Source organism: Streptomyces sp. NPDC043996 (assembly GCF_056435225.1).
In genome coordinates this window covers 85,782-105,622 of record NZ_JBWKEY010000001.1, presented here as the reverse complement: position 1 = coordinate 105,622, position 19,841 = coordinate 85,782, and the positions used below count along the sequence as shown (strand labels likewise).

Here is a 19,841-nt window from a genome sequence, read left to right as displayed (position 1 = left end):
TGGCGCGCGACCTGCGCGCCTTTGATTCGCTTCCGCTTCGAACCTTACGTCAACTTCAGTCCTCGGGCAGGCCCGGAAGGCTGACCCTGATCAGGCAGCCGCGAGCCGATTCGGCCACTCCGATGTGCCCGCCGTGGAGATCGACCGCCCAGCGCGCGATGGCGAGCCCGAGCCCCGTGCCGCCGTCACCGCCGGGCTGCGCGCCGACATGGGCGCCCCGGTTGAAGCGCTCGAAGACGCGGTGCCACTCGGACTCGGGGATTCCGGGCCCCTCGTCGAGGACCTCCAGGTCCAGGGACTCGGGGTAGGGGCCGCGCCGGGCGCGGACCGTGACGCGGCCGTGCGGCGGGCTGTGCTTGACCGCGTTGTCGATCAGATTGGCGACGACCTGGTGCAGGCGCTCGGCGTCGGCGTGCGCCGTCAGCTCCGGGGGTGACACGTCCAGGCGCAGATGGACGTCCGTACGGGTGTGACTGCCCGAGCCGGAGGGCATCCCTTTGCGCGCGGAGGCGACCATATTGGCCTCCTTCAGGACCCCGGACAGATAGGGCCACACTTCGAAGCGGCGTGCTTTGAGGGGGACGACACCGTTGTCGAGCCGCGAGAGGTCCAGGAGGGTGTCCACCAGGCGCCCTAGGCGCTCCGTCTGCTTCAGGGCCGTGCGCATCGTCTCCGGGTCGGCCGCCGAGACGCCGTCGACGACGTTCTCCAGGACCGCGCGCAGGGCCGCGATGGGGGTGCGCAGCTCGTGCGAGACGTTGGCGACGAGCTCCTTGCGCTGCCGGTCCTGGGCTTCCAGGTCGTCGGCCATGCGGTTGATCGTCATCGCCACGTCGCCGAGCTCGTCACGGCGGTCGGCGCCGCGTACGCGCCGCGTGTAGTCGCCCAGCGAGACCGCGCGGGCCACCGAGTTCATCTCGTCCAGCGGCGCGGTGAGGCTGTGGGCCACGAACTGCGTGATCAGCAGCGTGGCGATCACGGAGAAGACCGTGATGAAGCGGAGCTCGGTCTCCGTCTTCATGGCCACCATCAGCAGCCCGGTGGTGATGAACACCGAGACGACGACCAGGGTGCCGAGCTTCGTCTTGATGGAAAACGGCCTGAGCCCGCCGAAAGGACCGCTCATGCTGCCGAAGGGACCACTCATCCCGCCGCCTCCGCCCCGGTCGTACCGCCGTCTTCGACCCATGCCCGGTGCGCCGCGTGCCGTACCCCCCAGCGCGCCGTGCGCCGGCGCCCCGCTCCGGGCGGTCGTCGTACCGCTCGGGGCGCCGGATGCCGTGCCGCCGGCGGCGCCGGGGTCCGCCGTCATGGCGTCGGGGTCTCCAGGGCGTACCCGACCCCGTGGACCGTGCGGATGCGTTCCGCGCCGATCTTGCGGCGCAGCGCCTTGATGTGGCTGTCGACCGTGCGGGTGCCGGAGGCGTCCGCCCAGTCCCACACCTCGGCGAGCAGTTGCTCGCGCGAGAGCACCGCGCGCGGGGTGTTGGCCAGGCACACCAGGAGGTCGAACTCCGTGGGCGTGAGGTGCACGTCGTCGCTGCGCACCCGCACCCGGCGCTGCGCGTGGTCGATCTCCAGCTCGCCGAGGCGCAGGATGCCGCTGCGCGGCGTCGTCGCGGCGAGCGCGGCCCGCTCCACGCGGCGCAGCAGCACGTGCACGCGTGCGGCCAGTTCGCGCATGGAGAACGGTTTGGTCATGTAGTCGTCCGCGCCGACGCCGAGCCCGACGAGCATGTCCGTCTCGTCGTCCCGCGCGGTCAGCATGAGTACCGGCACAGGGCGCTGGGCCTGCACGCGGCGGCAGACCTCCAGGCCGTCGAAGCCCGGCAGCATGATGTCGAGGATCAGCAGGTCGGGCTGCCAGGCCTGAGCGGTGTCCACCGCGGCCGGGCCGTCCGCCGCTGTTTGCACGACGAAACCCTCTGCGCGCAGACGGGCCGCGATGGCGTCCACGATCGTGGGGTCGTCCTCGACCACGAGCACCCGGCGCTGTGCTCCCGGCATCGCCGCCGTGGCGCTGTTGTGGGAGGTGTGTGTCTGCTCCATCGCCCCGCCCCTGACGTGATCGCTTGGTGTCCGGTCAGCAGAGTACGGGGCGCGAAGGCACCTCGGCTACGCAGCCCTTGTCGCGAGATGGACCACGTCCGGTACGCCCCGGGCAACGGTGATCTCTTCCGTACGTACCCGATGGAATCCGGCATTCCGCAAAGCGGAGTCGAAAGCGGGTGAGGGCTGCGCGGACCAGACGGCGAGGACTCCGCCGGGGTTCAGGAGGGCCCGGCAGGCGGCGAGGCCGAAGGGGGAGTAGAGGCTCCGGTTGTCCTCGGTGACGGTCCAGTCGGGGCCGTTGTCGATGTCCAGGCAGAGGGCGTCGTACGTGGCCGGAGCGGGGCCGGGGCCCGCCTCGGCGGCGCCGTTGACGCTTGCGAATGCGCCGCTGACATATGCGACGAGGTCGGCGTGCAGGATCTCCGTGCGCGGGTCGGCGATCGCCTCCCGGGAGAGCGCGGCGAGCGGCCCTTCCAGGTGCCAGTCGATGACGGCCCGCTCGCGCTCGACCACGGTGATGCGGCCCCAGCGCGGGTCGGCGGCCGCGTGCGCGAGGGAGAAGCCGACCCCCAGGCCGCCGATGAGAACGCTCGGCTCCGGGCGCCCGTCGAGGGCCGCGAGGGCCGCGTCGACCAGGAGCCGCTCGGAGCGGCCGTCCGAGGTGTCCATGAGGAACATGCCATTGGCAATGATCTGCAGCAGCTCTCCGTGGCGGCGCAGCACGACTTCGCCGAAGGGGCCTTCGCGCCGGTCGAGCACCACGGGGGGATCGGGTCGGTACGGGGTGTGCATGCCCGCCATCCTGCTGCGATCCGCCGCCCGACTCCAGGGAATTCCACGGATCCGGAGCGTGGCGTGCGGGGCGCGGAGAAATGAGGCGTGCGGGACGCCGAGGAATGAGATGAGGTTGCTGTGAGTTCCTGTGAATCACGCCGCACGTGGCGTCGGTCATAGACAGCACGGGAACGATCAGTGAAACGTAACCGTGATCGATTCGTGACGAAGTTTCCGTGACGGAGGGAGCGCCTCAGCGTGAACCGGACTGTTCCTGGCGGGCGTGCCCGCACGGCCGCTGGTGGAACCCCTCCCGTGGGCGAGGGCGAGGGTGAGGGGAGCCGCATCGAGGGCGGCCTGGACGGGGTGCCCCGGCAGGGGCGGTCGCTGGTGCTGCGGGCGGTCGCGGGGGGTGGTCCCGGTGGGGCGGCTTCCGGTTCCGTCGAGGACGGAACGCCGGCGGTGGCCCTCGCCGTGGCCGAGCCGCCCGTCTTCGGCGGGCCGGGCGCAGCGGGCCTGGGAGCCGGAAGCGGAGCCTCCGCCGCGGCCGGGCGGCCCGCGCTCGGTGAGCCGGGCGCCCGGCCCCACGGCCCTTGGTCCGCGCTGCCCGCGCTGCGCGGCCTGCGCGGCCTGCGCCCCTGGCGCCTGCTGCCGACTCCGGTTGGTACGCCCTTCACGTTCGGCTACGCCGTGGTCCTGCTCGTCACGTCGACGCTGGCCGAGTACGCCGACCCGTCGCTGATCTCCTCGATGCACCAAGGGTCGAGCACGGACGTCGCCCACCTCGCGGACCGGCCGGTGTTCGTCCTGGTCGCCAGCGCGCTCTGGGTCGCGGGCGGGATCACCTCGCCGTACGCCGTCGGGTTCCTGTTCGTCCTGACCGCACTCGAACGGCGTACGGGCCCGCTGCGGGCCGCGGGCGTCTTCCTGCTCGGGCACGTCGTCGCCACGCTGGCCACGGAGATCCCGGTGGGTCTCTCGGTCCTCGCCGGGCATCTGCCCGGCACGTCCCTGCAGCGCCTCGACTACGGCATCAGCTTCGGCGTCGCCGCGAGCGTCGGCGCGCTGGCGGGTCTGGTCGCGCCGTGGCTGCGCTGGACGATGCTGGCGGGCTTCGGCTGGCTGCTCGTCGAGGACCTCATCGCGTTCGCCGACCCGATGACGAACTGGGGCCATCTGCTCGCCCTCGCCGTCGGCGTGGCGACGTGGCCGCTGCTGCGAGGCGGGCAGGGCAGGGGCGCCGAGCCTCGGCGCCTTCGCTGACGGAAGCGCGTCACCGCTGGTCAAGGGCGGATGCCGGGCTCAGGCTCGGCATCCGCCCTTGACTTTTCCACAAGACTCTTGCGACGCAAGGCAATGCTCGACTATCTTGTACCGCATGACAAAGGAGCTGTCAGCGTCGCACGACCAGCGCCGCAGCCAGCTGCTGCGCGGAGTGCTCGACCTATGCCTGCTCGCGCTCATAGCGGAGCGCCCTCGGTATGGCTACGAATGCGTGGAAGCCCTCACCGAGAGCGGCCTCGACCTGGTGAGCGAGGGGAGCATCTATCCCTTGCTCACGCGGATGGAGCGCGCGGGCCTGGTCGATTCCTATCGCGCCCCATCCGCCGCGGGCGGGGCGCCGCGCAAGTACTACCGCCTCACCGAGGCGGGCGCGGCCGAGCTCTCCAGCGGCCGCACCACGTGGACCGCCTTCACGGGAGCGGTCTCCACGGCCTTGGGGACGACCTCGGGGGCGTGACGACGGCGCGCGGAGCTATGGGGGCGCGCAGGCGCTCGCATGGGCGTGACGGTGCGCGGGCGCGCAGGGAGATCCATGAGCCGCGCGGATCAAGCCGCGCGGATCAAGCCGTGTGGATCGAGCCGCACGGATCGAGCCGCACGGATCGAGCTGTGCGGATCGAGCTGTGCGGATAGGACCGCACGGATAGGGCCGTACCGATAGGACCGAGCGGTTCGAGTCGTGCGGGGGACGTACGGACGGAACAGCGACACAGGCGAACACGGGGGATGAGACATGACGTACGAGACGGCCGGTGACGTGGCGATCAGTGACGCTACGGGCGGCGGGGCGCCGCCATCGGGTGATCGGGGACCGGAACGCGAGGTCACGGGCAAGGCCAGGGGCGAGTCCACGGACGAGCTCAGGGGTACATCCACGGGCGAGCCCACGGGCAACGGCAGCTCCGAAGCGGAGCTGACCCGCGACCGCGTCCTGGCGATCTGCCGCAGCAACTGGGAGTACCGAGGCATCGACGACGCCTCCACCCGCGACATGCTCGACGAGCTCTCCGGCCACCTGGACGAGGCCGCTGCCGCGGGCCGCACGGCGCGAGACGTGGTCGGCCCGGACGTGAAGGAGTTCGCCGCCGCCTGGGCGCGGGCGCGCACGCCCCTGCCGCTGCGCGCCCTGCGCATGGCCGCCCTGATCCCCTTCGTCGTCGGCTCACTGCTGCTGCTCACGCACCTCATCGACCGAACACTGACCCTGTCCGTCGAAGCCCCCCGCGTCGCCTTCTACGTCGCACTCGCGTCGGGTGGTGTGGCCTGGGAGATGAGGCGGGGGAACCTCGGCTTCCGAGGCTGGGCGCTCGGCGGCCTCGCCGCCCTGCCCGTGGCCGCGCTCACCGGCTGGCTCATAGGCGACGACCCGCTGTTCCGCCTGCCGATCTGGGGCACGCTCCTCTTCTTCATTCCCGGACTGCCGTACGCGGTCCAAGACCTGCGGGCCAGACGCGCCGAGCGCGCCCAGGGCGAATCCAGCGAAGGCTGAGGCGGGGCTGTACCGGGGGCCCTGGCTCGCCCTAGCCCCCGCCGTCGCTCTCGCTCTCGCCCCCGCCCACCCGCCGCGCGCTCGTCAGGCGGGCCACCACGCTCCAGCCGAGCGCCTTATACAGCGCCCGCCCCTCCACGGTTCCCGCCAGCACGCCGACCTCGGAGCCGTGGTCGACCGCGGCCGTCTGCAGCGCGCGCATGACCAGGCTGCCCAGGCCCCGGCGGCGATGCTCGGCAGAGGTTTCGATCTGGTCGGCCACCGCCGTGCGGCCGGTCGGGGCGATCTGGCCGCGCGCCGCCCAAGAGCCGTCCTCCGTGGTCACCATGGCCCGGACGACACCGCCACGCTCCCAGGAGCGCAGTCGATAGCCGTCCGGCACCACCAGACCTCGCGGGGCCACCGGCGTCAGCGGCACCGTCATCAGATAGCCCTCCTCCGGATCGACCCACCACTCAGGGCCCAGCCAAGGCGCCACCCGGGAAGGAGCGTCGAAGACCTTCAGCCACACATCCCGGCCCGAGACGGACGAGGCGACCTTGCGGACGTCGGCCTCCTGGACGTCGGCGTTCGCCGCGCCGAAGACGTGCCGGGACGGGTGCTTGGCCTGGCCGACATCGATCGTGTAGCCCCAGGGCTCCACGACCGGAGGGGCGGCACCGCGCGAGACGACCCAGCCGTCGATCCAGGCCCGGACGGCCGTGCCGCCGTCCATCCCGCCCATCCAACCGAAGCGCTCCATCGAACCCCTCCTAGCGCCGAGCTGCCTCCCGGCGCCCTATGTAAGGGGCAAGGGGCGGCAATAGGCATCACGCGTAATGGATGAACGAGGCTAGTGAATATTACGGAGGCTTGATTGCGGAACGGGGGAGGCGATCGCTCAGAGCGAACATGGCCAGGGGAACATTCAGAGGCTCATAAGCATTGAGTCGGTACAGCTCAACTTGAATGCTGAAGGGGAGATCATGGCTGCTGAGTCCACGGCTAACACATCGCTCGCTCTGCCCGTGCTGCCGCTCGACGACGAGGTCGTGCTGCCCGGCATGGTGGTGCCGTTCGACCTGTCCGACGCTGACGTACGAGCGGCGGTGGAGGCCGCGCAGGCCGCCGCCAGGTCCAGTGGGAGTAGCAGCAAGCCGAGGGTGCTGCTTGTTCCGAGGATCGACGGGACGTACGCGGGCACGGGCGTGCTCGGCACCGTCGAGCAGGTCGGCCGCCTTGCGGACGGAGACCCGGGGGCGCTGATCCGTGCGCGCGGCCGGGTGCGGATCGGCGCGGGCACCACCGGGCCGGGCGCGGCCCTGTGGGTGGAGGGCACCCAGGTCGAGGAGACCGTGCCGGACCCGCTGCCCGGTGCCACCGTCGAGCTGGTCAAGGAGTACAAGGCGCTGGCGACGAGCTGGCTGAAGAAGCGCGGCGCCTGGCAGGTCGTCGACCGCGTGCAGCAGATCGAGGACGTCTCGGCGCTCGCGGACAACTCCGGGTACTCGCCGTTCCTCACCGCCGAGCAGAAGATCGAGCTCCTGGAGACCGAGGACCCGACGGCCCGCCTGAAGCTCGCCACCGAGCAGCTGCGGGAGCACCTGGCCGAGCAGGACGTCGCCGAGTCGATCGCCAAGGACGTCCAGGAGGGCGTGGACAAGCAGCAGCGGGAGTTCCTGCTCCGCCGCCAGCTGGAGGCCGTGCGCAAGGAGCTGCGCGAGCTCAACGGCAAGGACGGCGAGGACGAGTCCGACGACTACCGCACGCGGGTGGAGGCCGCCGACCTGCCCGAGCACGTACGGGAAGCGGCCCTGAAGGAAGTGGAGAAGCTGGAGCGCGCGAGCGACCAGTCGCCCGAGGGCTCCTGGATCCGCACCTGGCTGGACACGGTGCTCGAACTGCCGTGGAGCGAGCGGACCGAGGACGCGTACGACATCAAGGGCGCCCAGGACGTCCTCGACGCCGAGCACGCGGGCCTGCAGGACGTGAAGGAGCGGATCACCGAGTACCTGGCGGTGCGCAAGCGGCGCGCGGACCGGGGCATGGGTGTGGTCGGCGGCCGTCGCGGCGGCGCGGTGCTCGCGCTCGTCGGGCCGCCCGGCGTCGGCAAGACCTCGCTCGGCGAGTCGGTGGCGCACGCCATGGGGCGCAAGTTCGTGCGCGTCGCGCTCGGCGGCGTGCGGGACGAGGCGGAGATCCGCGGCCACCGGCGCACCTACGTGGGCGCGCTGCCGGGCCGGATCGTGCGGGCCATCAAGGAGGCCGGGTCCATGAACCCGGTGGTGCTCCTCGACGAGATCGACAAGGTGGGCTCGGACTTCCGGGGCGACCCGGCGGCCGCGCTGCTCGAAGTGCTCGACCCGGCGCAGAACCACACCTTCCGCGACCACTACCTGGAAGTGGAGCTGGACCTGAGCGACGTGGTCTTCCTGGCGACGGCCAACGTCCTCGAGGCCATCCCCGAGGCCCTGCTCGACCGCATGGAGCTGGTCAGGCTCGACGGCTACACCGAGGACGAGAAGGTCGTCATCGCCCGGGACCACCTGCTGCCGCGCCAGCTCGACCGGGCCGGGCTCGGCTCCGGCGAGGTGACGATCGACGAGGGCGCGCTGCGCAAGCTCGCCGGTGAGTACACACGCGAGGCGGGCGTGCGCACCCTGGAGCGCGCCATCGCCCGGCTGCTGCGCAAGGTGGCGGCTCAGCACGAACTGGGCGACAGGGAACTGCCGTTCACGGTGGGCGCGGACGAGCTGCGCGCGCTGATCGGGCGGCCGCACCACGTCCCGGAGTCGGCGCAGGACCCGGCCGAGCGGCGCACCGCGGTGCCCGGCGTGGCCACGGGCCTCGCGGTCACCGGGGCGGGCGGCGACGTGCTGTACGTCGAGGCCTCCCTCGCTGACCCGGAGACGGGCGCGGCGGGGCTGACGCTCACCGGTCAGCTGGGCGACGTGATGAAGGAGTCCGCGCAGATCGCGCTGTCCTTCCTGCGGTCGCACGGCGCCGAGCTGGAGCTGCCCGTGGGCGATCTGAAGGACCGGGGCGCGCACATCCACTTCCCGGCGGGCGCGGTCCCCAAGGACGGGCCGAGCGCGGGCATCACGATGACGACGGCACTCGCGTCGCTGCTCAGCGGCCGCCTCGTGCGCACGGACGTGGCGATGACGGGCGAGGTGTCGCTGACCGGCCGGGTGCTGCCGATCGGCGGCGTCAAGCAGAAGCTGCTCGCCGCCCACCGCGCCGGGATCACCACGGTGATCATCCCGAAGCGGAACGAGCCGGATCTGGACGACGTCCCCGCCGAGGTCCTGGAGAAGCTCGACGTGCACGCGGTGACGGACGTCCGTCAGGTCCTGGAGCTGGCCCTCACCCCCGCCGAGGTGATGGTCCCGGCCGCGGCCTGACCGGGGCGGCCCAAAGGAATCCCGCCGCGGAGTGACGGACGTGGCGGGTGCGCAGGAGGCCCGGGGCTCCGCGAGGAGCCCCGGGCCGTGCGCGACGCGTGGGAAGGGCACGCGACGACAGAGATGTCACCGATCGTCAGCCGTCAGCCGTCAGCCGTCAGCCGTTGGCCAGGGCCTGGACCCGGTCGTACGCGCCGTTGAACTTGTTGTGGTCGCCGACGATCGGACCGGAGGAGGTGTACTGCCACATGGTGTGGAAGCCCCAGCCGGCGGGGAGTTCGCCGGGGCTGGTGTTGTAGCGGGCGATCCACAGGGGGTTGGCGGACGCGAAGCCGCCGTAGTTGCCCGTGCACTGCTTCCACCAGGTGGTGGCCGTGTAGATCACGGGGTCGCGGCCGGTGCGCGCCTTGTAGGTGGTGAGGAAGTCCCGGATCCAGCTGACCATCGCGCTCTGGGACTTGCCGAAGCAGGCGGCGCCGTAAGGGTTCCACTCGATGTCGAGCGCGCCGGGCAGGGTCTTGCCGTCGCGGGACCAGCCGCCGCCGTTGTCGACGAAGTAGTTGGCCTGGGCGGCGCCGCTGGAGGTGTCCGGGGTGGCGAAGTGGTAGGCGCCGCGGATCATGCCGATGTTGTATGAGCCGTTGTACTGCTGGGCGAAGTAGGGATTGCGGTAGGAGGTGGACTCCGTCGCCTTCACATAGGCCCACCGCACGCCGCTGTTCCACAGGGCCGACCAGTTGACGTTGCCCTGGTGGCTGCTGACGTCGACGCCCTCGGTCTGCTCGGCGTCGCCGCCGCTCGGCTTGCCGCCCTGGCCGTCGTGTTCGATGACGCCCTGACCCATGCGGGCGCTGCCGCGCGGCGGGATGTCGGCGGTGTCGGCGGCCTGCGCGGCGCCGGGCAGGGCGACCAGGAGGGCCAGGGCGGACAGAACGGCGAGAAGGATGCCCGCGGCGCGGTGGCCGCGGGCGGTACCAGGTCTGTGCACGGGCATGTCGTGCCTCCGTAAGGCCTCATGGAGCCCGCACGGCGTGGGCGTGGCCGAAGGTGTGGCGCTTCGCCGGTACGGCGTGCGGACTCGGTGGGGGGACCTGTCGACATGCCACGGGGCACCGTGCGCCGCCGCGCCGGCCGCCGCGAGCGGTGCTGGTGTGAGCATGTCATCAATGACGCTACGCACGTAGACAGCGGGTGGGAAGGGGCTCTCGTGGCCGCCGTTGGTCTACGCCTGCGAAATACTGAGCGAGCTGCGGCGATGGTCGCGGCCGGAAGAAACTTTCAGAACCGGGAAAGTGCGGCAGGGGTGCTGACATGCGTGAGGACGCGCACCACGGCGGGAGCTCTGGGGCGGGCGAGGCGAGGGTGGGCAGTGGCGTGGACCATGAGTTCCTGGCTCTGGAACGGGAGCTGACGCTGCTGTTGCGCCGGGCCAGGGCCTCGTCCGGCGAGATGGCCCGCCAGGTCCATCCGGATCTGGAACCGGCCGCCTACGGCCTGCTCGCCTTTCTCGACGAGTCCGGCCCGCGCCGCGCCACGGACCTGGCGGCGTTCATCGGCGTCGGCAAGGCCACGATGAGCCGTCAGCTGCGGGCGCTCGAACAGCTGGGCCTGGTCACGCGCGAGCCGGACCCCGCCGACGGCAGGGCCTGGCTGGTGCGGCTCACGGAGGAGGGCCGCGAGCGGTTCCGTACGGTACGCAGCGCGCGGCGCGAGCGGTACGTGCGGCAGCTCGCCGGGTGGGACAGGACGGAGGTCGCCGAGCTGGCCCGGCTGCTCGGCCAGCTGAACACGCGGGCCGAGCTCTAGCCCCCAGGGCCGCGGTCCGCACGGCCGGAGCCGCGGTCCGCGCGACCGGGGCCTAGGTCCGCACGACCCCGGCCCCGGTCCGCTCGGCCATGACCCGGGCCCCGGCCCCGGCCCCGGCCCCTGCCCGGCCCGGCCGAGCCCTCAGGCCGTTCCGAAGACGACCGCCAGCGGCTGGGGCGTCTTGTACACGGTGGACGGCTCGGTCACGTGGTCCGAGCCCACGTACAGCCGCTTGCCCGCGTAGAGCACGCGGCGGTCCAGGGAGAACCGCGACTCCGTCTCATAGCTCGCCGAGGGGTTCCGCAGGACCCGCGTGGACTTCAGCGTGGCCGGGTCGACGCTCCAGACGGCGCCGCCCTCCTCGCGGACGATGTTGGCCTCCTGGTACGCGACGAGCTTGCCGTCCTCGTCGAGGCCGACCGGCACCAGCCTGCCCGCGTCCGTTCCCGGTGCCCGGCGCAGCCGCTCGCCGGTCTTGAGGTCGAAGGACACCAGGTCGTTCTTGGCCCCGGAGGAGGCGCTCGCCGGGTCCCGCGTGGCCAGGTAGAGCGCGTTGCGCTCCTTGCTGACGACGAGCTGGGAGCAGCCGGTGACCTCGGTGGCTGGGCAGTCGGCCGCGTACTTGCCGTGCTTGCCGCCGCTGACGGGGATCGTGCTGAGCGCCTTGCCGCGCGCGGCGCTGTCGTCGACCGTGACGAAGTGCGAGATGCCGCTGCCGCCCTGCGCGTGGCCGTCGTCGGTGGCGATGACCAGCGGATCGACGGACGCCACATGGGCGTACTCCGTGCCCCGCGCCAGCGCGTACGACGACTTCACGGCGCGGGTCTTCGGGGCGACCGTCTCGACCTTGAGCCGGGGGTGATCGGTGTCGCCGCAGTCGCGCACCACGACCAGCTTGGTCTCGTCGCCCGCGTAGCCCTCGGCGTCGCAGGTCTCGTCCGACGGCTTCCACAGCGGGGTCCCGTCGAGCTTCCAGCCCGCGTTCCCGCTGGTGCCCGCCGCCGCGACCGTGCCGCCGCCGACGGCGACCTCGTCGAACGTCTCGCCGCTGCCGTACGCGTTGACGGCCTGTTTCCGCCAGAGCAGTTCGCCCCGGCGGATGTCGACCACGCCGACCTCGGTGCAGAGCGCGGGATCGTCCTTGTCGTTCTTGAAGAGGACGGCGATTTTGCCGTCCTTGGTCGGTGTCTGCGACGACCAGCAGACCTCACCGGCGAGCGGTACCCGCCACCGGGCCTTTCCGCCGGACAGCGGATATCCGGATATCGCCTTGAGCCCGGTCTTGACGAAATTCCGGTCCGTCGTCCACATGCCCATGGCTCCGGCCATCTCGGGGACCTTCGGCTGGGCGACCTGGCCCAGCAGCCTCGCCTCGGCCCCGGCCGCATCCGAGCCGCCCTCGCCCTCTCCGCTCCCGCCGCCGTCACCGCCACAGCCGCTGAGCACCAGCGCGGCCGCGAGTACCGAACCCGCGATGACCGCCAAGCGCTGGGACATTCAATTCTCCTTCGCGCGTGGGCACATGACCGGATGTGGCCATGCGTTCCCCTCGCCGGAGATCCTTCCCGGTCGCCGCGCGGGATTTCAATACTTAATTCCTGATCCCTTGTTCAGTTCAAATGTTCCGCGGATGAATTCAACGGGCGGGATGGAAAAGGGAATTGACTGCCGGGGTATTTCTTGCCGCCGGGCGGCAGCGTGAAACCCGGGGCTCAGGGCCCGGGACCCGGGGCCTGGCGCCCGGCTACAGCTCCGCGTACACCACCGCGGCGTCGTCGTGCCGCTTCCCGCGCGGGAACGCCGCGCCGTCCGGGTCGGCCCGCTCCAACTCCCGTACGCGGTCGACGAGTCCCTGCGGTCCGCCCTTGCGGAGCAGCGCGAGGCAGTCGGCCCAGTCACCCTCCCGGAACGTCTCGACCCAGCGCCCGGCCCCGTCGGTGAGCGCCGCGAGCGCCGTGACGGCGGCGCGGGGGAGCGTGCCGGTGACCGCGAGGGCCGCCACCGAGGGGTCGGCGGCGGCCGTGTGGAAGCCGCCCTCCGCGTTGCGCAGCGCCTCGACGGCCGCCCCGTACTCACGGCCCAGCGCCTGCCGTTCGGCCGAGCCGCGCGGCAGCGCCCGTACGGCGTCGCGCAGCGCGCGCACGGCGGGCGGCAACTCGTCCAGGCGCCGGTCGAGGACCGCGTCCACCGTGCCGCCGGGGCCGGAGACGAGGAGCGCGGAATCGGACAGGACCAGGTACGCGACGCGCTCCGCGTCCCACCGGGCCAGGACGACGGTCGCCTGGGGAGTGCGCGGGTGAGAAAGGTCACAGGTGTCACGGTGGGTGTCCGCGGTCCGGGAGATGGCCGCCGCGAGGATCTCAGGCAGCGTCAGGTCCGGGCGGGAAGCGGACAGTTCGCCAAGCGCGCCGCCGAGCCGCGCGGTGAACCAGGGGACCGAATGCAGACATCCGACGTCGTCGGCGGGCGGTGTCACCCCGTCGAGTAGAACGAGCGTTCCACCCTGTCCGGACGCGGGCAGCGTCACGGACACATAGTCCTCGTTGGGGCGGTCCGGGTCGCCGGGCTCGGTGGCCAGTTCGATGCGCATCCGGTCAGTCTGCCCGAGGCCCCCTTCGGCCTCCCGGAGCGGCGGTGGGCGGTGCCGGACGGCCGGTCCAGGGCGGTCCGGGCGGCGGAACGCGGCCGGAACTGACGGCTCCGATGGGGTGTGGCGGCGCATCCTGCCAAAGCCGCCCACGGACGTCCAACTGGCTCGCCGTTCAGGCCACGGTCGACACACAGCGTGACTTGCTCGCCAACTCCCAGTCGATGTTCACTCCTTCAGGTGGCCAGGCAGACGATGCGAGAACTGCCGCGCACCGGCACTGGAATCGTCTGGCAAGGTCAGGGTCCGTGCCGGGAGCGCTCGCGTTGACGGATCGTCACCCGGGCCCTAGGGCAGACGAAAACAGGAATGCGAGCACCGGTGCAAGAGATGCGGCCTCGGCGCGAAGGCAGCCAGAAGGCCCCGGCAAGGGCCGAACCGGACGCGACCCCTCCCACCGACCGGGGTACCGCTGCCGCGCGGGGCGCGTCGGCGAGCCCGGCGGACCCCGCCGCCGCTGACCCGACGAGCGACCGGCCCGCCCCCGGCGAGCCCGCGGCACCCCAGCCCGCCCCTGGTCACCCCACGGCACCCCAGCCCGCCACAGGCCACTCCCCGGCACCCCAGCCACCCCTCGCCACCCCGGCACCCCCCAAGGCCCGCGTCCGCAACCGCCTGATCGTCGCCGTGGCGGTCGTGGCCGCCGCCGTCGCCGGGGCCGGAGCGCCCGCGATCGTCGGCGCCTCCGGGGAACTCAACGACTCCCAGAGCCTGGTGACGCTGTCCGAGCTCACCCAGCGCGCCATCACGCTCAGCCACTCACTGGCCGACGAGCGCGACGAGGTCGCCGCCTACATCGCCGCCGGACGCCCCGACGGCAAGGGCCTGTCGGAGAGCCACAGCGCCCGCGTCGACCGGCAGATCGAGGAGCTGCGCGAGGCCGCCGCCGACGCGAACACCAACACCTCCGTCACCGCCGCCCTCCGCGGTGACCTCGCCGCCCTCGCGGGCGTCCGCCGCGCCGCGCTCACCGGCAAGGGCACCGCACTGGACGCCCACAAGGCGTACGCGAAGGCCATCACCGAACTCCACGGCCTCACCCGCGATCTTGCCGAGCGGCTGCCCCCGCGCGCCGGCTCCGGCGGCCACGCGCTCGTCGACCTCGACCACGCCGTCGACCAGGCGGGCGCCGCCCGCGGCCTGCTCCTCGCCGCGCTCTCCGTGCCCCGCCCCGCCACCACCGGCGCCACCGTCGATCCGGTCACGGGCCTGCCCACCGCCGCCGACGACGAGGCGGACGCCGACGCCCACGGCCGCGACGACCTCAGCGCCGCCGCCCAGCAGGCCCGCGTACGCGAGCTGGCCGCGCTCGCCGACTTCCAGGACGCCGCGCCCGCCAAGGACCGCGGCGCGTACGACGCGGCGGTCACCGGCTCCGACGTCACCACCGCCGAGCAGTACCTGGCCCGCCTCACCGACCTGCCCCGGCTCTCACCCTCCGACCGGCGCCTGGACCGCAACAAGGTCGACACCGCGCTCTCCGCCCGCGTGGAGGCGATGCGCGGCGCCGAGAACGCGCTGGCCGCCGCCCGCACGAAGAGCCTCACCGAGCTGCGTGACGACGATGTCACCGCCCTGGAGATCAGGATCGCGCTGGTCGGCGTGCTCCTGCTCGTCGCGGTCGGCGTCGGCATGGCGACCGCCCGCTCGCTGACCCGCCCGCTCGCCGCGCTGCGCATCGGCGCGGCCCGCGTCGCCGGGGCGCCCGCGGCCGAGGAGCCGGTGCGGTTCACAGGGCGCGACGACGAGTTCGCCGCCGTCGTACGGTCCGTCAACGCGCTGCACGGCCACGCCATCGCCTTGCAGGAACGGCTCAGCACCCTTGAGACCGACCGCAAGCACCTCATCGGGCAGCGCCAGACCATGGCCGACGCGCGCGAGGCGATGGCCGACGAGCGCGACGCGCTGCGCGCCGAACTCACCGAGGCCGCCGCCCATCTGGAGCGGGTGCGGCGCGGCATCCACGGCACGTTCGTGAACCTCACGCTGCGCACCCTCGGCCTCGTCGAGCGGCAGCTCGCCGTCATCGAGCACCTGGAGGAGCGCGAGCAGGACCCCGACCGGCTCGCCACGCTCTTCAAACTGGACCACCTCGCCACGGTCACGCGCCGCCACAGCGAGAACCTCCTCGTCCTCGCGGGCGCCGAGCACGGCCACCAGCACGCGGGCCCTGTGCCGCTCGTCGACGTCGTCCGCGCGGCCGTCAGCGAGATCGAGCGGTACGAGCGGGTCCGCATCGCCACGCTGCCGCCGGGCACCCACGTCGCCGGGTTCGCCGCGGACGACATCAGCCACCTGGTGGCCGAACTCCTGGAGAACGCCACGTCGTTCTCGCCGCCGGAGTCGTCCGTGGAGGTGTCCGGCTGGCTCCTGGAGAACGGCGAGGTCATGCTCTCCGTGCAGGACGAGGGCATCGGCGCCAGCGTGGAGCGGCTGCGGGAGCTCAACGCGCGTCTCGCCGACCTGTCGGGCGACGACCTCTACGACCAGGAGGACGGCGAAGGACTCGGGCTCGGCCTGTACGTGGTGGCGCGGCTCGCCCACCGGTACGGCGCGCGGGTGCGGCTGCGCGAGCAGAAGCGGGGCGGTGTCGCCGCCGTCGTCGTGCTGCCCGACGGCATCCTCGCCGACCCGCCCGCGCCGGTGCCCGCGGCACGGGACGGCGCGTCGGTGGCGTACCCGCCCGGCGCGGAGACGGAACTCCCGGCGCCCGCGGAGTCCTTGGCGCCCGCGGAAGCCCTGGCGATCCCGGCACCCCCGGCACCCCCACAGGCGCAGGACCCGCTGATCGCGGCCGCCGAGATCACCATGGAGCTCCTCGCCCCGTCCTTCGGAGCCGGTCGCTCCACGGACGCGGGCACCGACGACCTCAAGGACCTCGGGACCGACCACCCCGATGCCCCTGGGGCCGCCGAGGAGACCGGCCTCCCGGACGAGGCGGAGCCGCACACACGGCCCGACGACGCGCCGCCGGAGCCGCTGGCCCGCCCGAAGCCGGAGCTGCCGGAGACCGGAGCCCCCGCCACCGCGCCCACGGCAGCGACCCTGCCCGACGCGCACGCGCGAGAGGCGGCGGACCGCCAGGTCTTCACCGCCAAGGGCCTGCCCAAGCGCACGCCGAAGGCCAGCCCGATCGCCGGGGGACTCGAACCCCGGCCGCGCACCGGGCGCGTCGACGCCGAGGAACTGCGGCGGCGGCTCGGCGGGTTCCAGCAGGGGGCCAGGAGCGGACGGCGCGACGTGGAGGTGGAACTCGCCGAGGCCGCCGCCCGCGCGCGCGGCACCGCCGCGGACGCCGTACGCACCGCGGATACTGCACAGACCACGGATACCGCAGATGTTCCGGGGGACTCAGTCGAGGAGGCAAGCAGTTGACCGCGCCCATGCGCACGCCCGGTTCTTCCGCCAAGACCGCCGAGCCCGAAGGGTCCAGCGAGCCCCAGGAGCCCAGCAAGCCCCACAAGCCCCACATGTCCCACGAGCCCCACAAGTCCAACAAGTCCGAGGAACCCGAGGAGGCGTCCCGGACGACGGCGGCCGAGCCCGCCGTGCACGGACTCAGCAGCGAGGCACGCAACCTGCACTGGCTGCTGACCAACCTCGTGGAGGAGGTCCCCGGCATCCTCTCCGTGGCCGTTGTCTCCTCCGACGGGCTGCTGCTGCTGTCCTCCGACCCCGCCCGCAACGCCGAGCGCCGCCCCGCCCACCGCCCCACCGGGCCCCGGGGTTCGAGCGCCGACCTCGCGACCATCGTCTCCGGGCTCGGCAGCCTCACCCTCGGCGCGGCCCAGCTCATGGACGGCGGCGGGGTGAAACAGACCGTCGTCGCGATGGCCGAGGGCAGCCTCTTCGTGATGGCGATCAGCGACGGCTCCCTGCTCGGCGCGCATGCCACGCCCGACTGCGACATGACCGTCATCGCGTACCACATGGCGCTCTTCGTCGGCCGGGCCGGACACGTCCTGACGCCCGAACTCCGCGGCGAGCTGCGCCAGTCCCGTGAGCACGCCGGATGAGCGCGAGCGCGGCGGCACCCCGCCTGCCCGTGCGCGGCGCCGACCGCAAACCCGCGCGGGTGCGCCCCTACTCGCTCACCGGCGGCCGCACCCGCTTCGGCCACGTCCTGCTCGTCGAGACGTTCGTGGCCGCCGACCCGGAGCTCGAAGCCGCCGAGGAGCGGCGGCAGCTGGAGCGGGGCGAACCGCTGGGCTCCCGGGTGCTGCCCGAGCTGCGGGCCATCGTGGAGCTCTGCCGCAGGATGCGTACGGTCGCGGAGGTCTCCGCGCTGTTGAAGATGCCGCTCGGCGTGGTCCGCGTACTCCTCAGCGACCTCGCCGACCAGGGAAAGATCCGCGTGTACGGGACGGGCCACGGCCCCGGGCGGCCGGACCGCGCACTGCTGGAAAGGGTGCTGAATGGGCTCCGCGGTCTCTGAGACCCACGTCCGCGAACTGCTCGACGGCGAGGAGGGCGTGCAGGCCTGGCAGCGGGACCGCTCCCGGGCCCCGATCGCCACGAAGATCGTCGTCGCGGGCGGCTTCGGCGTCGGCAAGACGACCCTCGTCTCCGCCGTCTCCGAGATCACACCGCTGCGGACCGAGGCGCTGATGACCGGGGCCAGCGTCGGCACCGACGACCTGAGCGCGACGCCGGACAAGACGACCACCACGGTCGCGATGGACTTCGGCCGCGTCACGCTGGCCGAGGACCTCGTCCTGTACCTGTTCGGCACGCCGGGCCAGCAGCGCTACTGGTTCATGTGGGACGACCTCGCGCGCGGCGCGATCGGCGCGGTCGTCCTCGCCGACACCCGCCGCCTGACCGACTGCTTCCCCGCGCTCGACTACTTCGAGAGCTGCGGCCTGCCGTACGTCGTGGCCGTCAACCACTTCGACGGCACCGAGCGGTACGAGGCCGAGGACGTCCGCGAGGCGCTGACCGTGGCGCCCCGGATACCCGTACTGATCATGGACGCGCGGGAGCGGCCGTCCGTGATCGAGTCACTGCTCGCGCTCGTCGGCCACGTGCTGGACGAAACGCCCGAGTGACCCCGACGCAGCCCCAGTGACCCCCCTGGCAGTAGTGGAAGGACCCGCATGCGGAAGATACTCGTCGTCGGAGCCGGGCAGTCCGGTCTCCAGATCGCGCTCGGACTCCAGTCAGGGGGGTACGAGGTCACCCTGATGTCCAACCGCACGGCCGACGAGATCCGCGCCGGGCGGGTCATGTCCACGCAGTGCATGTTCCACACCGCGCTCCAGCACGAGCGCGACCTGGGGCTCAACTTCTGGGAGTCGCAGGCCCCGCGCATCGAGGGCGTCGGCGTCTCCGTCGCGGGCCCCGACTCCACCCGCGCCATCGACTGGGTCGGCCGCCTCGACGGCTACGCCCAGTCCGTCGACCAGCGCGTGAAGATGGCCGGATGGATGGAGACGTTCGCCCAGCGCGGCGGCCAGCTCGTCATCCACGGCGCGGCGGTCGGCGACCTGGACTACTTCGCCCGCACCTACGACCTGGTCCTGGTGGCGGCGGGCAAGGGCGAGCTGGTGTCGATGTTCGAGCGGGACGCCGCGCGCTCGCCGTACGACGCCCCGCAGCGTGCCCTCGCCGTCGCCTACGTCCACGGGCTCGGACCGCGCCCCGAGCACCCCGAGTTCGACGCCGTCCGCTGCAACCTCGTGCCGGGCGTCGGCGAACTGTTCGTGATGCCGACGCTCACCACGTCGGGCCGCGCCGACATCCTCTTCTGGGAGGGCGTCCCGGGCGGCCCGCTCGACGTCTTCCAGGGCGTCAAGGACCCAGGCGAGCACCTGGCGCTGACGCTGAACCTCCTGGAGAAGTTCCTGCCCTGGGAGTACGCGCGCGCCACGAAGGCCGAACTCACCGACGCGGGCGGCACGCTGGCCGGGCGCTACGCCCCCACCGTCCGCAACCCCATCGGACGGCTGCCCTCCGGGGGCGCGGTCCTCGGCGTCGCCGACGTGGTCGTCGCCAACGACCCGATCACCGGGCAGGGCTCCAACTCCGCCTCCAAGTGCGCCGCCTCGTATCTGGACGCCATCGTGTCCCACGGGGACCGGCCCTTCGACGAGGACTGGATGCGGGCGACGTTCGAGCGGTACTGGGAGACGGCGCGGCACGTCACGAAGTGGACCAACGCGATGCTGGGGCCGCCGCCGGGGCACGTTCTCGGCCTCCTCGGGGCGGCCGGTGACCACCAGGCCGTCGCCGACCGCTTCGCGAACGGGTTCGATGATCCGGCGGACTTCGAGGGGTACTTCTATGAGGCGGGGGCGGCGGAGGCGTACCTGACGCGGACTCGCCCGTAGCCCGCGTGGGACGCCCCAGACCCCGCTCCTCAAACGCCGGAGGGGCTGGAAAATCCAGCCCGTCCGGCGTTTGAGGA

General features: G+C 72.6%; 17 protein-coding genes. 10 read left to right on the top strand and 7 right to left on the bottom strand.

Annotation, left to right across the window (positions count from 1 at the left end):
- Positions 1-55: 55 nt before the first annotated feature.
- From AC07A4_RS00510 to AC07A4_RS00500, 3 genes are all read right to left on the bottom strand, one after another.
- Positions 56-1,126 carry a HAMP domain-containing sensor histidine kinase gene (locus tag AC07A4_RS00510; protein WP_478590968.1) on the bottom strand — a complete coding sequence of 357 codons (1,071 nt, stop codon included), beginning with the start codon at positions 1,124-1,126 and terminating at the stop codon, positions 56-58.
- Positions 1,127-1,308: 182 nt separating this feature from the next.
- Positions 1,309-2,049: a response regulator transcription factor gene (locus AC07A4_RS00505; protein ID WP_478590965.1), complete on the bottom strand. Its 741-nt coding sequence runs from the start codon at positions 2,047-2,049 to the stop codon at positions 1,309-1,311.
- A gap of 66 nt (positions 2,050-2,115) precedes the next feature.
- Positions 2,116-2,844 carry a spermidine synthase family protein gene (locus AC07A4_RS00500; protein WP_478590963.1) on the bottom strand — a complete coding sequence of 243 codons (729 nt, stop codon included), beginning with the start codon at positions 2,842-2,844 and terminating at the stop codon, positions 2,116-2,118.
- 297 nt (positions 2,845-3,141) lie between these two features.
- Here AC07A4_RS00500 and AC07A4_RS00495 point away from each other — a divergent pair, with 297 nt between their 5' ends.
- The 3 genes from AC07A4_RS00495 to AC07A4_RS00485 all read left to right on the top strand — a co-directional run bounded on the left by AC07A4_RS00495 (position 3,142) and on the right by AC07A4_RS00485 (position 5,599).
- Positions 3,142-4,089: a rhomboid-like protein gene (locus AC07A4_RS00495; RefSeq protein WP_478590961.1), complete on the top strand. Its 948-nt coding sequence runs from the start codon at positions 3,142-3,144 to the stop codon at positions 4,087-4,089.
- 115 nt (positions 4,090-4,204) lie between these two features.
- Positions 4,205-4,567, top strand: coding sequence for a PadR family transcriptional regulator (locus tag AC07A4_RS00490; RefSeq protein WP_478590958.1), 363 nt, complete (start codon positions 4,205-4,207; stop codon positions 4,565-4,567).
- A 276-nt stretch (positions 4,568-4,843) separates the two neighbouring features.
- Positions 4,844-5,599: a hypothetical protein gene (locus AC07A4_RS00485; RefSeq protein ID WP_478590955.1), complete on the top strand. Its 756-nt coding sequence runs from the start codon at positions 4,844-4,846 to the stop codon at positions 5,597-5,599.
- Positions 5,600-5,630: 31 nt separating this feature from the next.
- Here AC07A4_RS00485 and AC07A4_RS00480 read toward each other — a convergent pair whose 3' ends face one another.
- On the bottom strand, positions 5,631-6,341 hold the full coding sequence (locus AC07A4_RS00480) for a GNAT family N-acetyltransferase (RefSeq protein ID WP_478590953.1): 711 nt from the start codon (positions 6,339-6,341) through the stop codon (positions 5,631-5,633).
- Positions 6,342-6,564: 223 nt separating this feature from the next.
- Here AC07A4_RS00480 and lon point away from each other — a divergent pair, with 223 nt between their 5' ends.
- Positions 6,565-8,982, top strand: coding sequence for an endopeptidase La (gene lon / locus AC07A4_RS00475; RefSeq protein ID WP_478590951.1), 2,418 nt, complete (start codon positions 6,565-6,567; stop codon positions 8,980-8,982).
- A gap of 157 nt (positions 8,983-9,139) precedes the next feature.
- On the opposite strand, the gene AC07A4_RS00470 is transcribed toward lon, so the two are convergent.
- Positions 9,140-9,976 carry a lysozyme gene (locus AC07A4_RS00470; protein ID WP_478590948.1) on the bottom strand — a complete coding sequence of 279 codons (837 nt, stop codon included), beginning with the start codon at positions 9,974-9,976 and terminating at the stop codon, positions 9,140-9,142.
- 317 nt (positions 9,977-10,293) lie between these two features.
- Here AC07A4_RS00470 and AC07A4_RS00465 point away from each other — a divergent pair, with 317 nt between their 5' ends.
- Positions 10,294-10,788 carry a MarR family winged helix-turn-helix transcriptional regulator gene (locus AC07A4_RS00465; RefSeq protein ID WP_478590945.1) on the top strand — a complete coding sequence of 165 codons (495 nt, stop codon included), beginning with the start codon at positions 10,294-10,296 and terminating at the stop codon, positions 10,786-10,788.
- A 141-nt stretch (positions 10,789-10,929) separates the two neighbouring features.
- Here the strand turns inward: AC07A4_RS00465 and AC07A4_RS00460 are convergent, their stop codons facing one another.
- Complete coding sequence (locus AC07A4_RS00460; RefSeq protein WP_478590943.1) at positions 10,930-12,285, bottom strand: hypothetical protein; 1,356 nt, start codon at positions 12,283-12,285, stop codon at positions 10,930-10,932.
- Between the two features lie 247 nt (positions 12,286-12,532).
- Positions 12,533-13,378: a hypothetical protein gene (locus tag AC07A4_RS00455; RefSeq protein WP_478590940.1), complete on the bottom strand. Its 846-nt coding sequence runs from the start codon at positions 13,376-13,378 to the stop codon at positions 12,533-12,535.
- A 378-nt stretch (positions 13,379-13,756) separates the two neighbouring features.
- Between AC07A4_RS00455 and AC07A4_RS00450 the strand changes: the two genes are divergently transcribed.
- The 5 genes from AC07A4_RS00450 (at position 13,757) to AC07A4_RS00430 (ending at position 19,764) form a co-directional block, all read left to right on the top strand.
- Positions 13,757-16,810 carry a sensor histidine kinase gene (locus AC07A4_RS00450; protein WP_478592807.1) on the top strand — a complete coding sequence of 1,018 codons (3,054 nt, stop codon included), beginning with the start codon at positions 13,757-13,759 and terminating at the stop codon, positions 16,808-16,810.
- Between the two features lie 95 nt (positions 16,811-16,905).
- Positions 16,906-17,451 (top strand): roadblock/LC7 domain-containing protein, encoded by a 546-nt coding sequence (locus tag AC07A4_RS00445; protein WP_478592805.1) that lies wholly within the window; start codon positions 16,906-16,908, stop codon positions 17,449-17,451.
- Positions 17,448-17,870 (top strand): DUF742 domain-containing protein, encoded by a 423-nt coding sequence (locus AC07A4_RS00440; protein WP_478590937.1) that lies wholly within the window; start codon positions 17,448-17,450, stop codon positions 17,868-17,870. Before AC07A4_RS00445 ends, AC07A4_RS00440 begins: the two co-directional genes overlap by 4 nt.
- Positions 17,851-18,483 (top strand): GTP-binding protein, encoded by a 633-nt coding sequence (locus AC07A4_RS00435; protein ID WP_478590935.1) that lies wholly within the window; start codon positions 17,851-17,853, stop codon positions 18,481-18,483. The genes AC07A4_RS00440 and AC07A4_RS00435 overlap by 20 nt, the downstream gene beginning before the upstream one ends.
- A 48-nt stretch (positions 18,484-18,531) precedes the next feature.
- Positions 18,532-19,764, top strand: a complete 1,233-nt coding sequence (locus tag AC07A4_RS00430; protein WP_478590933.1) for a styrene monooxygenase/indole monooxygenase family protein — start codon at positions 18,532-18,534, stop codon at positions 19,762-19,764.
- Positions 19,765-19,841: the final 77 nt, after the last annotated feature.